11 protein-coding genes are annotated in these 12,712 nt (G+C 58.6%); 6 read left to right on the top strand and 5 right to left on the bottom strand.

From position 1 onward, the window contains the following. Positions 1-5: 5 nt before the first annotated feature. Entirely contained in the window at positions 6-665 is a 660-nt protein-coding gene (locus AC1Q5O_RS16800; protein ID WP_464664799.1) for a TetR/AcrR family transcriptional regulator, read from the bottom strand. 103 nt (positions 666-768) lie between these two features. Between AC1Q5O_RS16800 and AC1Q5O_RS16805 the strand changes: the two genes are divergently transcribed. The 3 genes from AC1Q5O_RS16805 to AC1Q5O_RS16815 are packed head-to-tail and all read left to right on the top strand — an operon-like array spanning position 769 to position 6,082. Further along, positions 769-1,914 (top strand): efflux RND transporter periplasmic adaptor subunit, encoded by a 1,146-nt coding sequence (locus AC1Q5O_RS16805; RefSeq protein ID WP_492564439.1) that lies wholly within the window; start codon positions 769-771, stop codon positions 1,912-1,914. Continuing rightward, positions 1,911-2,996 carry an efflux RND transporter periplasmic adaptor subunit gene (locus AC1Q5O_RS16810; protein ID WP_492564441.1) on the top strand — a complete coding sequence of 362 codons (1,086 nt, stop codon included), beginning with the start codon at positions 1,911-1,913 and terminating at the stop codon, positions 2,994-2,996. The genes AC1Q5O_RS16805 and AC1Q5O_RS16810 overlap by 4 nt, the downstream gene beginning before the upstream one ends. Next, on the top strand, positions 2,993-6,082 hold the full coding sequence (locus AC1Q5O_RS16815; RefSeq protein WP_492564443.1) for an efflux RND transporter permease subunit: 3,090 nt from the start codon (positions 2,993-2,995) through the stop codon (positions 6,080-6,082). The genes AC1Q5O_RS16810 and AC1Q5O_RS16815 overlap by 4 nt, the downstream gene beginning before the upstream one ends. An 82-nt stretch (positions 6,083-6,164) precedes the next feature. On the opposite strand, the gene AC1Q5O_RS16820 is transcribed toward AC1Q5O_RS16815, so the two are convergent. The 4 genes from AC1Q5O_RS16820 to AC1Q5O_RS16835 form a co-directional block, all read right to left on the bottom strand. After that, on the bottom strand, positions 6,165-7,253 hold the full coding sequence (locus AC1Q5O_RS16820) for a porin (RefSeq protein ID WP_223614722.1): 1,089 nt from the start codon (positions 7,251-7,253) through the stop codon (positions 6,165-6,167). Between the two features lie 215 nt (positions 7,254-7,468). Beyond that, a complete protein-coding gene (locus tag AC1Q5O_RS16825) occupies positions 7,469-7,729 on the bottom strand; it encodes a hypothetical protein (protein WP_492564445.1) in 261 nt (86 codons plus the stop codon). A gap of 117 nt (positions 7,730-7,846) precedes the next feature. Beyond that, entirely contained in the window at positions 7,847-8,779 is a 933-nt protein-coding gene (locus tag AC1Q5O_RS16830; protein WP_223614723.1) for a helix-turn-helix domain-containing protein, read from the bottom strand. 298 nt (positions 8,780-9,077) lie between these two features. After that, positions 9,078-9,635, bottom strand: a complete 558-nt coding sequence (locus AC1Q5O_RS16835) for a TetR/AcrR family transcriptional regulator (protein ID WP_492564448.1) — start codon at positions 9,633-9,635, stop codon at positions 9,078-9,080. Positions 9,636-9,873: 238 nt separating this feature from the next. Here AC1Q5O_RS16835 and AC1Q5O_RS16840 point away from each other — a divergent pair, with 238 nt between their 5' ends. The 3 genes from AC1Q5O_RS16840 to AC1Q5O_RS16850 all read left to right on the top strand — a co-directional run bounded on the left by AC1Q5O_RS16840 (position 9,874) and on the right by AC1Q5O_RS16850 (position 12,652). Beyond that, positions 9,874-10,128 carry a hypothetical protein gene (locus tag AC1Q5O_RS16840; RefSeq protein WP_492564450.1) on the top strand — a complete coding sequence of 85 codons (255 nt, stop codon included), beginning with the start codon at positions 9,874-9,876 and terminating at the stop codon, positions 10,126-10,128. Between the two features lie 364 nt (positions 10,129-10,492). Continuing rightward, the gene (locus tag AC1Q5O_RS16845; RefSeq protein ID WP_464664804.1) at positions 10,493-11,539 is read left to right on the top strand and encodes a glutamine synthetase beta-grasp domain-containing protein; all 1,047 of its coding nucleotides are present in this window, start codon (positions 10,493-10,495) and stop codon (positions 11,537-11,539) included. A gap of 414 nt (positions 11,540-11,953) precedes the next feature. Beyond that, positions 11,954-12,652 (top strand): hypothetical protein, encoded by a 699-nt coding sequence (locus tag AC1Q5O_RS16850; RefSeq protein WP_403181982.1) that lies wholly within the window; start codon positions 11,954-11,956, stop codon positions 12,650-12,652. Positions 12,653-12,712: the final 60 nt, after the last annotated feature.

Genomic DNA, 12,712 nt, shown 5'->3' on the forward strand with positions numbered 1-12,712 from the left:
CGGTGCTATTTCTGAATGTTGCGCATGATCATGTCGTAATGCGCGTTCACATAGTCGTCGAGTTGCGGCAGGTTGGTCTGGCAGTCCAGCAGTTTGTCGATCGTCAATGTCAGTGCCGGGCTGAGCAGGATATGGCTGCTCTCGCTGGTCGCGGCTCCCGGCCGGAAAACACCTTCCCGGACGCCCTTTTCAATGAGGTTCTGAAACATGGTCAGCATGGGCAGGACAAACTCATTGTAGTGAGCCATTGTCAGTTCGGGAAAACTCCGGCCGTCGGAAATCAGAAAACGCAGGATTTCCCGCGAGTAGGGATTGACGGTCATGTGCTCGTAAACCGTATCGAGGAAAAGCCGGATGAGCTCATGCGGCGGGCGGTTCTGATGCTCGCTCAGGAACTGCTCTTCGTTGAAAATCGGCTGCGAGAGCTTGCGCACGACATCGTGAAACAACTCTTCCTTGTTCTGGAAATACAGATAGATCGTGCCTTTGGTAACGCCTGCCCGCCGCGCCACATCTTCGATGCGCGTGGCGGTATAGCCGCGCTCGACGAACTCGTCGAAAGCCGCATGCAGGATCTCCTGCGGGCGCTGTGCCTTGCGGCGCGCCCGCACGCCGGGGGCGGTGTCCGGCCCGGTTGTGCTTGACGCATTTTTTATTTCGGCCATGATTTCATCCAATGGAGCCTTGAAGTCGACTTGGACAACATTATACATTGACTGAACGATCAGTCAATATTATACCCGTCACACCTTTTCATGGATTGGTTGAATGATGCGGCCTGACTTTTTCTCCTCCGGATTTGTGGTTGAGCGCCAGCGGCAACGGTATGATGTGTCTGCCGTGCCCAGGCTGCTGGTGATGATTTTAGGGCTTGCCCTGCTGGCCGGTTGCCAGCCGAAAAAAGCGGCTGAACAGAAGCCGCCGGCCCAGGTGAATGTCGCCAAGATCGTGTTCACGGATTATGCGCAGAGTGTTTCGGTAACCGGTGAAATACGGGCAAAGATCGACAGCAATCTTTCGTTCCGGGTGAGCGGGAAGGTGACCGAACGGCTTGTGGACGTGGGTGACCATGTCGCTGCCGGCGACGTCCTTGCGCGCATCGACCCGACCCAGCAGCAGGCCGACGTTGCCGCGTCCGACGCGGCGGTCCGTTCCGCCGAGGCGCAGTTACGTCAGACCACCTCCGCCTTCGACCGGCAAAAAGCGCTGCTCGCACAGGGTTTCACCACGAGGAGCGCCTATGACAGCGCCGAGGAAGCCCAGCGCACGGCACAGGGTTCGCTCGATGCAGCCAGGGCGCAATTGCAGACATCGCGCGAAACTCTGTCCTATACCGAGTTGAAAGCCGACGCTTCCGGCGTGGTTACCGCGCGCAATATCGAGGTGGGGCAGGTGACGCAGATCGCATCGACTGCGTTCACGGTGGCGGTGGATGGTCCGCGCGACGCGATTTTCAATGTCTATGAGGGACTGGTCACGCGCAGCATCGGCGATCAGCAGATCCAGATTGTTCTGTTCGACAACCCCGCCATAACGGCCACAGGCATTATCCGCGAAGTCTCTCCGACGGTGGACGATGCCTCCGGCACCGTGCGGGTCAAGGTCGCGGTGCAAAACCCGACGCCTCAGATGGCTCTTGGTTCCGTGGTGATCGGAACGGTCAAATTGCCGGCCGTCAAGGCGGCTGTCTTGCCATCGTCGGTCTTGACCTCGGACAATGGCAAGCCGGCCGTTTGGGTCGTCGATCCGCAAACAAACGCCGTCGATCTGCGCGACGTGACCGTGACGGCGTACGAGTCGCTGTCTGTCGCGATCGGCGGCGGATTGCAGGCCGGCGAACAGGTGGTGACGACAGGCGGAACCCGGTTGCGGCCAACCGAGATTGTAGCAATCAAGAGTGGTGATCCGTCATGAGGCGTGTTCTCGTTTATGGCGCAAGCCTTGTCAGTCTCGGTATCGCTCTCAGCGCCTGCCAGAGGGAAGGCGAGGCCAAGCAGCCGGATGTCGTGCGTCCGGTTCTGTCGACCGTCGTCAAATCGCAAACCCTGCAGGTCCGGGGATTTGCCGGCAAGATAGAACCGCGTTTTGAAACCCAGCTCGGCTTCCGCACCCTCGGGCGCATCGTGCGCCGTGACGTGTCCGTCGGAGACCAGGTTTCGAACGGGCAGGAGATCGCGGCAATCGATCCGCTCGCGCTGGAACTGGCGGTGCAGGCGGCGCAGGCGAACCTGTCGTCCACCAAGGCCCAGCTTGCCAACGCCGCGTCGACGGCCGACCGGCAGAAGGCGCTCCTCAGCCAGAATTCGGCGACGGAAGCCGTCGTCGATCAGGCGCAGCAGGCCTACGAAGCCGCCGTCGCCTCGGTTGTGCGTTCGGAAGCTGACCTGACGAAGGCGCGTGAAGAGCTCGGCTATGCGGTGTTGCGGTCCGATTTCGACGGCGTGGTGACGTCCCTGCAGGCCGATGTCGGACAGACCGTGACTGCCGGCCAGCTCGTGGCCGTCGTTGCACGCCCTGATGTCCGTGAGGCGGTGGTCGATATTCCCGAAACGGTGGCTGGCGCGATCGAGGCGGGAAGCAGGTTCGGTGTCTCCCTGCAGACCGATCCGACAATACAGACGGCAGGTGTTGTCAGGGAAATCGCACCGCAGGCGGATGAAGCCACGCGCACGCGCCGAACCCGCATCACGTTGCAGCAGCCGCCGGAAGGGTTCCGCTTGGGGACCACGGTGACGGCTTATCTCACCACCGCAGCGGATCCGCGCATCCGCATTCCGGCAACGGCAATCCTCGACAAGGATGGCAAGACGTTCGTGTGGCTGATCGATGAAAAGCAGGCGGCGGTTTCGGCCAGGGAAGTCAAGCTGGAAGACCGCACCAATGCGGACGCCATTGTCGTGTCCGGACTGACCGACGGTGACCGGATCGCCACGGCCGGGGCGCATAGCCTGGCCGAAGGCCAGAAAATCAAGATGACTGACGGGAATCCGCTATGAAGAAGTTCAACCTCTCGGAATGGGCGCTCGATCACCGGTCTCTCGTCTGGTACTTCATGATCGTTTTCACGATTGCCGGGATTTTCTCCTATCTCAATCTCGGCCGCGAGGAAGACCCGAACTTCACCATCAAGACCATGGTGATCTCGGCCCAATGGCCGGGAGCCTCGGTCGAGGACACGACGACACAGGTCACCGAGCGGATTGAAAAGAAGCTCGAGGAACTCGATACGCTGGACTACACCCGCAGTGTCAGTTCGCCGGGATCGACGACGATTTTCCTCAACCTCAAGGACACGGTGCGCGGGGATGCCGTCACGCAAACCTGGATCCGCGTCCGCAACATGATCCGCGATATTTCCCCGCAGTTTCCGCAAGGGGTCGTCGGTCCGTTCTTCAATGACCAGTTCGGCGATGTTTATGGCAATGTCTACGGCTTTACCTCCGATGGGCTGAGCCGGCGGCAACTGCGGGATTACGTCGAAGACGTCAGGCGGAAAATCCTGACGGTTCCCGACGTCGGCAAGGTCGAGCTCGTGGGTGCGCAGGACGAGGCGATCTATCTGGAGTTCTCGCCCAAGCAGGTCGCGGCCCTGGGATTGGACCAGCAGGCCATCATCAGCACCCTGCAGGCGCAGAATGCAATCACCCCGTCGGGCGTCATCGAAACCGGCCCTGAACGGGTGATGATCCGGGTGAACGGCCAGTTCGTGTCGGAGAAGAGCCTGCAGGCCATCAATCTTCGCGTCAATGACCGCTTCTTCCGGTTGAGCGATGTCGCGCGGGTTACCCGCGGCTATATCGATCCGCCGACCAGCCTGTTCCGCGTGAACGGCAAGGAGGCCATCGGTCTTGCCATCGGCATGAAGCCGAACGGCAACCTCCTGAAGTTTGGCGAACACCTCAAGGCGCAGATGCAGCAGATTACGGCGGATCTGCCTGTGGGCGTTGGCGTCAATCTGGTTTCGGACCAGCCGCAAATCGTCGAGGAGGCTGTATCCGGCTTCACGCGCGCCCTGTTTGAAGCCGTCGCCATCGTGCTGGCGGTCAGCTTTGTCAGCCTGGGCATGCGTGCCGGTTTCGTGGTTGCGCTGGCCATACCGCTGGTCCTGGCGATCACCTTCATGGTGATGGAATATATGGGCATCTCGCTCCAGCGTATTTCACTGGGCGCGCTGATCATCGCACTGGGCTTGCTCGTCGATGACGCGATGATCGCCGTCGAGATGATGGTGGCGCGGCTTGAGGCAGGGGACAATCTGCGCAAAGCCGCCACCTATGTATACACGCACACGGCCTTTCCGATGCTGACCGGTACGCTGGTGACGGTATCCGGCTTCATTCCCGTTGGCCTCAACAGCAGTGCGGCGGGTGAATTCACCTACACGCTGTTCGTCGTGATCGCCGTATCGCTGGTTGTTTCGTGGATCGTGGCAGTCATCTTCACGCCGTTGCTCGGCGTGACGCTGCTGCCGAAGACCATGAAGAACAAGCACGAGAACCCCGGCCGGTTTACCGTGTGGTTCCAGCGTATTCTCCTGCTCTGCATGCGGTTCCGCTGGGTGACCATTGCTGCGACCGTCGTGATTTTCGCGGTTTCCCTGTACGGAATGGGTCACGTCCAGCAGCAGTTCTTTCCTAACTCCGACCGTCATGAGCTGATTGTCGACTGGAATTTGCCGCAGAATGCCTCGATCCTTGAAACCAAGGCGCAGATGGACAAGTTCGAGGCGGAGCAACTGGCCGGCAACGCCGATATCGATCATTGGAGCTCCTATGTCGGGCAGGGTGCCATCCGCTTCCTCCTGTCATTCGACGTGCAGCCGTCAAATCCGTTCTTCGGGCAGACGGTGATCGTGACGAAGAGCCTGGAGGCACGCGACCGGCTGCGGACGACGTTGCAGGCATGGCTGAAGAACGAGTTTCCAAGCACCGACGCCTTTGTCCATCTGCTGGATATCGGACCGCCGGTCGGCCGTCCGGTCCAGTACCGTGTCAGCGGGCCGGATGTGCAGAAGGTGCGCGATTACGCCCATGATATGGCCAATCTGGTTGCCGGAAATCCATCCATCGGCGACATCACCTTCGATTGGAACGAACCCTCCCGCGTCATCAAGGTCGACGTGCTGCAGGACAAGGCGCGTCAGCTCGGGATCACCTCGGAATCGATTGCCTCGTCGCTCAATGCCGTTGTCGGCGGTTCGACGATCACGCAAGTCAGGGATTCCATCTATCTGATCAATGTGGTCGTGCGCGCCCGCGCCGATGAACGCGGCTCGATCGACCAGCTCCGCAATATCCAGCTGACGACCAGCAACGGCCAGTCCGTGCCGGCTGCGGCCGTTGCGAACTTCCGCTACGAGCTGGAGCAGTCGGTGGTATGGCGTCGCGCGCGCCAACCCACCATAACGCTCAAGGCCGGTATCGTCGGCGACCTTCAACCCGCAACAGTGGTGACGCAGCTGGCGCCCAAGGTCGCCGAGTTCGCAGGCAAGCTGCCGCCGGGTTACGGTGTTGTCGTGGGCGGTGCTGTGGAAGAAAGCGGCAAGGCCCAGGCGCCCATCGCAGCCGTTGCTCCGCTCATGCTGTTTGCCATGGTAACCCTTTTGATGATCCAGCTGCAAAGCTTCCAGCGGCTGTTCCTGGTCTTTGCGGTTGCGCCTCTGGCCATCATCGGCGTCGTTGCCGCGTTGCTCTCCAGCAATTCTCCGCTTGGCTTCGTGGCGTTGCTGGGCGTCCTGGCGTTGATCGGCATTCTGATCCGCAATTCCGTGATCCTTGTCGTGCAGATCGAGGATCTCCGGCGGGAAGGTAAGGATCCGTGGAGTGCTGTGGTCGAAGCGACGGAGCATCGCATGCGGCCGATCATGCTGACGGCAGCGGCGGCCAGCCTTGCGCTGATCCCGATTGCCCGGGAAATATTCTGGGGGCCGATGGCCTATGCCATGATGGGCGGCATTATCGTGGGTACGGTGCTGACGCTTCTGTTCCTGCCTGCACTCTACATCGCGTGGTTCCGCATCAAGGCGCCTGATAATACTGTTCCGCCCGCAGGGCATCAGGAACCGGCAAGCGTGAATGCATGATTGCTTGAGGCGGGCGGAGCAAGCTTTCCGCCCATAAAAAAGCCGGGGCCTTGCGGCCCCGGACAATCAGCTTTTGCGCTGACTAGAAATTGCGCTGGAAGCGGATGATACCACCGAAGGCATCGTCGTTGCCGCCATGGGCAAGGGAGTAGTCCTTACGCGCGCCGTCAAACTTGGTGTAGTTGAGTTCCGGTGTGATCGTGAAGCCGGGAACAAGCTCGTAAGCCACGTTCAAAGCGGCAGCAATCGTGCCCTGTTCTTCGTAAGCAACCTGCGCATTGACGGTTGCCTTGTCGGTAACCTTGGCAGCCAGGCCGCCCCAGATGGCGTAGTCGCCTTCCCATGTGCCGAACCAGTTGCGGTTGACATTGGTGTTGAAGGACTGGTCGTCATAGTTGGTCTGGTAGGCACCCATCACCCAGGCGGAAACCGTGTCGGTGAACTTGACATCCAGACGAGCCTTGAAGCCCCATTCTTCCACGGCGGAGTCATAACCGGCGATACCGGAGATCGTTCCCCAGCCCTGTTCGTACTTGGCACCCACGAGCACGTGGGGCATGTAGTCATCGATGCGGTAATCGTAACCCTGATCCACTTCGCCCTGCTCGGCGGCGATGATCGCCGAGAAGCCATTTCCGGCGTTGTATGTGTAGCTTATCTGGTTGCTGGCAAAGCTGTTGTACTGGATCACGTCGTCATTGATGATGTTACCGGCATATCCGACCCATGAACCGAAGATTTCGTCGGCCACGCCGACGCGGAAGCCGCCCAGTTCGATAAAGGCCTGCGGAATGGACGCGCCATCCTGATTGCCATCGGTATACTGGAAACGCGTCTGGATGTAGGAGCGCAATGTGCCAAGTTCAGTTTCCGTCCGGGCATCAAAACGCACCTCGGCACGGGCACGCTTGTAATAGGTGTCGTTCTGGCCGCCCATGTGTCCGCCCTTGTATGGGTCGTCACCGCCGCCGGCATCGTAGCGCATGTAACCGCCGATCTTCAGGCATGTCTCGGTGCCGGGGATATAGAAGAAGCCGGCACCATATGCGTCACACACTTTGACGTACTCGACGGCTTCTGGTTCAGCGACAACAACTGCATCTGCAGCGCGAGCTCCCGATACTGCAACAAGTGCAGCGGCAGAGCCGAGAAGAAGAGTTTTGATATTCATGTCGATCTCCAGTGAAGGATCATTGTTCTAGGGGCAAGCCAAATTCGCAGTGCCTCACTTATGTCTTACTTTGGTACCCTTTTGGTCAAAGGACATAACTGGTAGTATATTGCTACCAGGCGCAATGTTGCCAATTTGCACCAGTCGCCCAGCTGTAAAATGCCGTCATGGCGTGTCGGTCTTGTCTTTCCGGCTGCGCGAAACGCCCAGCCGGCTTACTGTTTTTCGATGCAAATCAAATCTTTGTAAGGTCCGGGTCCTGCCAGAGGACGCCGACGAATCCCGTTCAGGAAAGCCGCAATTTTCCGCAAATGTCGCGGGAAAGCCGCATTCGGCGCAATTTGGCGGCGCAAAGTTGGTAGCAAAAAGCCACCAGTTTTATCCTTTGACTGCCTGGAAAATCGGATGCAACGTGAACCGGCAAATTCTCGTTCACGCGGCAAGACTGCGTTGAACAGGAAGGCAAATGAGTTCAATTGATCTCCAGTCAATGCTCAACGACCCTGCCTTTCCAAGGGGCAGGGTCATTTCTTTTGAGCATGATAGTCGAGATCGGGTGGCGCGGCGCGTGCGCTTTCCGCAAGCGAAGGTCTTCAGGCGTTGCGATCTATGGGCAACAGATCGTAATCCCCGTTGGCAAGATGAATGTCGAATTGGGCGCGGGCTATATGGGCGGCGACCATGTTTTCGAAGACGTCATTCAGGGTCGGCAATATCTCGATCTGCCGGCCGCCGTCTTCCAGCAAACGCACCAGCCCTTCCGCTTCGGCTCGTTTCATAAGCCGGCGAATATGGGTGCGTGACACACCGAAAAGATTGCCGATTTCATCATAGGGAAAGCTGACGATATTCTCCCGGTCTGCCGGTTGCTGTTCCTTCATTGTCATCAGCTTGCAGAGCAGGACGCCGCCGCCATCGCTGATGGCGAAGAGTTGGGAACTGTGCAGGTTGGAAATCATGGTGCTGACATTGAGCAGCGAATGCAAGCTGGAGGCGAAATAGCGTTCGAGGAAGCCGTCCGTGCCGTCGATCAATTGCTTGTAATGTCTCGAAGGAAACAATTTGTCGGCCGCAGCGATGGCAACGCCGACAATCCTGCGCATGCCGGATATCAGCTTGTCCGTCGGCTGGATCAGATGGTTCCGGTGGTCGGTTTCGTCGAGCACGCGGCTGACGAGCCCGATATTCTCCAGAAGATCGATTGTCGCCGAGGTGGTGTTCTTGCTGCAGAGCTTCAGGCTCGACGTTATGTTCTGGATGCTGGAAATGGTTGCGCCGTGATGTCCATTGTCGCGGGTGAAATGCAGTGCGAGAATCGACATGCAGATGACTTGCCGGGCGACATTCGCCATGACCTTGTTGGCCATGTAACGGCCTTCAAAAATTCCGACGGCGTCGTCCGCATAGTCCGCCGCTGCTTCGCTGAAATTGGGATGCTGACGCAGGATCGCGACGCGCTGCAGCAGCCACTCGGAACGTGTTTCATGACTTATGAAGGGAAGGGTTTCGGGCATCCGGTCGTTCATGAAGGCTATTCCCATTCGATTGCCACTCCGTCTGGATTTGCACCAGTGTCGTTTTGCCCTTTGCGGGCAGTTGGTTCGGCGGGTGTCGGGGAGCCCTGTCCTGATCACGCAATGTACATGCTCCTGCGATGAACGCTGATAACAAGTGCGTGAATCAAACGGCATGCCTTGCGTGTGGTCTGGCTTCCCCGGGTACAGAAATTGCCTCCACCCCCACGCAAGCGGTCTTGCCTGTCGCGCGACTGGTCTCGGCTGGATGGTCAGGTAAGGGACGGTAAAGACAGGGCGTCTCTAGCCGTCACTTGGCGGAATAGGCGGCAATCATGGCGTCGCACGCCCGCTTCAACTGTTGCTGAGGGCCTTCCACGCCAGCACTTTGGCCGCACACGCGGGCCCCCTCGACAAGCAGCACAAGCGCATCCGCCAATTGTTCGGCCTGTATGACCCCTGCCATGCGGCAAAGATCGATCAGGCGCTGCTTGTGCACTTTCTTGGCATCGACGATCACTTTGAAAGCGGGGTGATTCGCTTCCTTGAGTTCAATGGCGGCATTGGCCAGGTCGCAGCCGCGCGGGTCACTGAACACGCATTCGGCGGCTTCATGAATCCAGCCGCGTATCTGCGCCAGCGGATCATCCGGAAATGCCGTTTCCAGATCGCGCCAGATCTGTTCGCGCCGTGCGGAAACCTGTTTGAGGCACTCGCAGATCAGATCGTCCTTCGATCCGAAATGGCGATACAGCGTCATCTTGTTGGAATCGGCGGCCTCGGCAATCGCGTCGACACCAACGCCCTTGATACCCTGCTGGCGAAACAGCTCGATGGCACTGGCCACGATGCGGGCGCGCGGCGGCATTCGGCTGCCGTCGGATTCCCCTGATATAACAGTATCGTGAGGTTTCGAAATTTCCTGCGTAGGCGCGCTTGACATAGATGTTACCGTCCAGTAACTATGAGTTGTTACTTACCGGTAACACGCATTTGGTTCTCATGTCAATTTTTCAAATTGGTGTTCGGGCCGACGCCTTACAAAAGTACTGATTTACCATTCTATTCGTTATTGCGGCGCCGTTGCCGCGCAGAAGGAGAGCATCATGCCACAGACATATGCCGATCTTACCCTTGCTGAAGCTTTATCAGATCCCATGATCAACGCCGTCATGCGCGCTGACCATGTGACCCGCAGCGAGCTTGAACTCCTTATGAAATCTGTGGCGCGAAAAAATATCGAGGCTGTCGTATCCAACAATTGGCAGCGCCCGTTTACGGTGGATCAACCCGCAGTATCCAAGAGCCTGCTAGCCATGGGCGCGCGCGTTCGCTCGGCCTGCTGCGAAGGGTCCGTTTAGCGTTGGGGTTGGAGTTCGGGCAGTCCACGGATTGCCAATGCAAATGATCGCCGGCAGTTCCCATGGGAGCTGCCGGTTTTGTTTTGCAGCAAGCGATGCTGCACAGGATTTTCGCAGTTGCACAAAATATCGGCAGACAATGTGCAATTGTTGAGCGCGGCTGTCGGCCTTGACGGCCCGGTTTTGTTTGCTGGCAAGCTATCATTTGCTGTTTTTACGCCTCCCGGCGGGGCCGCAATTAAGCCTCCGTCGAAAGTGGCACGCAAATTGCTTTGGCTAGTGTATCCGCAGGTGATGGCGCACGATTGGGCGCAGCACCCGCAAAAAGGATCAGCACGCACAACTACCTATGAGAGAAGCCATAATGACAAAATACAAACTCGAATACATCTGGCTCGACGGTTACACGCCGGTCCCCAACCTTCGCGGCAAGACGCAGGTCAAGGAATTCGATGCTTTCCCCAAACTGGAACAGCTGCCTCTCTGGAACTTTGACGGAAGTTCGACGATGCAGGCCGAGGGCAGAAGTTCGGACTGTGTTTTGAAGCCGGTTGCCGTCTATCCGGACAGCGAGCGCAAGAATGGCGTTCTCGTGATGTGCGAAGTGATGATGCCCGATGGCAAGACACCGCATCCTTCCAATACGCGTGCAAGCATCAATGACGATGAAGGCGCATGGTTCGGGTTCGAACAGGAATATTTCCTCTACAAGAACGGCCGCCCGCTCGGCTTCCCCGAGGCCGGCTTCCCTGCGCCCCAGGGCCCCTATTATACGGGCGTCGGCTACAGCAATGTCGGCGATGTCGCCCGCAAGATCGTCGAAGAACATCTCGATATCTGTCTTGCTGCCGGTCTGAACCACGAAGGCATCAATGCCGAAGTGGCCAAGGGACAGTGGGAATTCCAGATTTTCGGCAAGGGCTCCAAGAAGGCCGCGGACGAAATCTGGATGGCGCGCTATCTCCTGCAGCGTCTGTGCGAAAAGTACGGTATCGATGTCGAATACCATTGCAAGCCGCTCGGTGATACCGATTGGAATGGTTCCGGCATGCATGCCAACTTCTCGACGGACTATATGCGCGAAGTCGGCGGCAAGGATTATTTCGAACAGGTCATGGCTGCGTTCGAAACCGCCTGCGACGAGCATATTGCCGTCTACGGACCGGACAACCATCTGCGCCTGACCGGCAAGCACGAGACGCAGTCCATCCATCAGTTCAGCTATGGCGTTGCCGATCGCGGTGCGTCGATCCGCGTGCCGCACAGCTTTGTCGCCAATGGCTACCGGGGCTACCTCGAAGATCGCCGTCCGAATTCCCAGGGCGATCCCTACCAGATCGCGTCGCAGATTCTGCGCACGATCGCATCGGTTCCGGAGCCGGTCGAAGACAGGCTCGCTGCCGTCGCTTAAGTTGTTCCGGCATGGCGCGGGTTTTCCCGCGCCATGCCGCTCCCCTCGGATGAGCGATGCCAATCGATCGAGATCCGAAGCCGTCTGCAGGCCTGTTCGCAGCCAACCCTTTGCCATACCTCCGGTAGAATATGAACTCACTTGCAATCAGTAAGTGAGAAGATCATGCTGTGTTTGCAATGCCATGGATCAATCATGCCGGGTCATGCTGATGCGCAATTCACCTGCAAATATTCCTGGAAGCGAGACATTTTCAGCCACAATCGACGTGCAGATTCCACTTGATGACTTCGAGTGGTGCGTTGAAAATGCGCTTCACTCCCCAGGGACGGGAGGCATCAAGGCATTGTTAAACCGGAACGCATGGTGCGTGCCCGGGGGAAACGCGAACCAGATCGCAAGGAACATGTGAAGATGAACCAGTTTCTGACACATACGCTCGCCGCATCGGTGATTGTCGGCGCCGGATTGACACTATTTGCCCTCCCTGCATCCGCAGCGAGCACCGCTGCCCAGTCTGTCACCAAGGAGTGCAGCACGAAGTACAATGCGGCCAAGCAGGCCGGTACGCTCAATGGCCAGAAATGGCCGCAGTTCCTGTCGACCTGCAGTGCGAGCCTGAAGACCGATGCTGCGGCACCGGCTCCTGCGGCAACGGCACCGGCGGTCAAGCAGGCTCAGGATGCCACCAAGCCGGCCAAGACGCCGGCAATGGCAGCAGCGCCGGCAGCAGCCGGAACCATGTCGGCCAAAGCGGTGACCAAGGAATGCAGCACCCAGTATCAGGCTGCCAAAACCGCCGGTACATTGAAGGACCAGAAGTGGCCGCAATTCCTGTCGGCGTGCAGCGACAGCCTCAAGGCAGACAAGTCCGATGCGGCAACGCCGCCGGAACCGGCCGCCGCGCCAGCCAAGGCGACCGCCGGCAAAGCGGGCGCAGCCACCGAAACCGCCGCCAACGGCAAACCTTTGTCTGCCGGTGAAATCGCATTCCGTTCCCGCATTCGCGAATGCGGCGATGAGTGGCAGAAGGCAAAGGCTGCCAACAAGGTCGCCGGCCAGACATGGCCGCAATATTGGAGTGCATGCAACACCCGCCTGAAGTCTGAATAGGAACAACCTGCCATTCGGCAGGCCGCGATTGAATTCCAAGCACGCCCGGACGGCCAATTG

It is taken from the genome of Phyllobacterium sp. MT110, from assembly GCF_058792715.1.

Coding starts and splice junctions, on each gene's coding strand:
- AC1Q5O_RS16815 (WP_492564443.1), top strand. CDS start 2,993: ATGAAGAAGTTCAACCTCTCGGAATGGGCGCTCGATCACCGGTCTCTC.
- AC1Q5O_RS16850 (WP_403181982.1), top strand. CDS start 11,954: ATGAACCAGTTTCTGACACATACGCTCGCCGCATCGGTGATTGTCGGC.
- AC1Q5O_RS16840 (WP_492564450.1), top strand. CDS start 9,874: ATGCCACAGACATATGCCGATCTTACCCTTGCTGAAGCTTTATCAGAT.
- AC1Q5O_RS16800 (WP_464664799.1), bottom strand. CDS start 665: ATGGCCGAAATAAAAAATGCGTCAAGCACAACCGGGCCGGACACCGCC.
- AC1Q5O_RS16805 (WP_492564439.1), top strand. CDS start 769: ATGATGCGGCCTGACTTTTTCTCCTCCGGATTTGTGGTTGAGCGCCAG.
- AC1Q5O_RS16810 (WP_492564441.1), top strand. CDS start 1,911: ATGAGGCGTGTTCTCGTTTATGGCGCAAGCCTTGTCAGTCTCGGTATC.
- AC1Q5O_RS16845 (WP_464664804.1), top strand. CDS start 10,493: ATGACAAAATACAAACTCGAATACATCTGGCTCGACGGTTACACGCCG.
- AC1Q5O_RS16835 (WP_492564448.1), bottom strand. CDS start 9,635: ATGCCGCCGCGCGCCCGCATCGTGGCCAGTGCCATCGAGCTGTTTCGC.
- AC1Q5O_RS16830 (WP_223614723.1), bottom strand. CDS start 8,779: ATGAACGACCGGATGCCCGAAACCCTTCCCTTCATAAGTCATGAAACA.
- AC1Q5O_RS16820 (WP_223614722.1), bottom strand. CDS start 7,253: ATGAATATCAAAACTCTTCTTCTCGGCTCTGCCGCTGCACTTGTTGCA.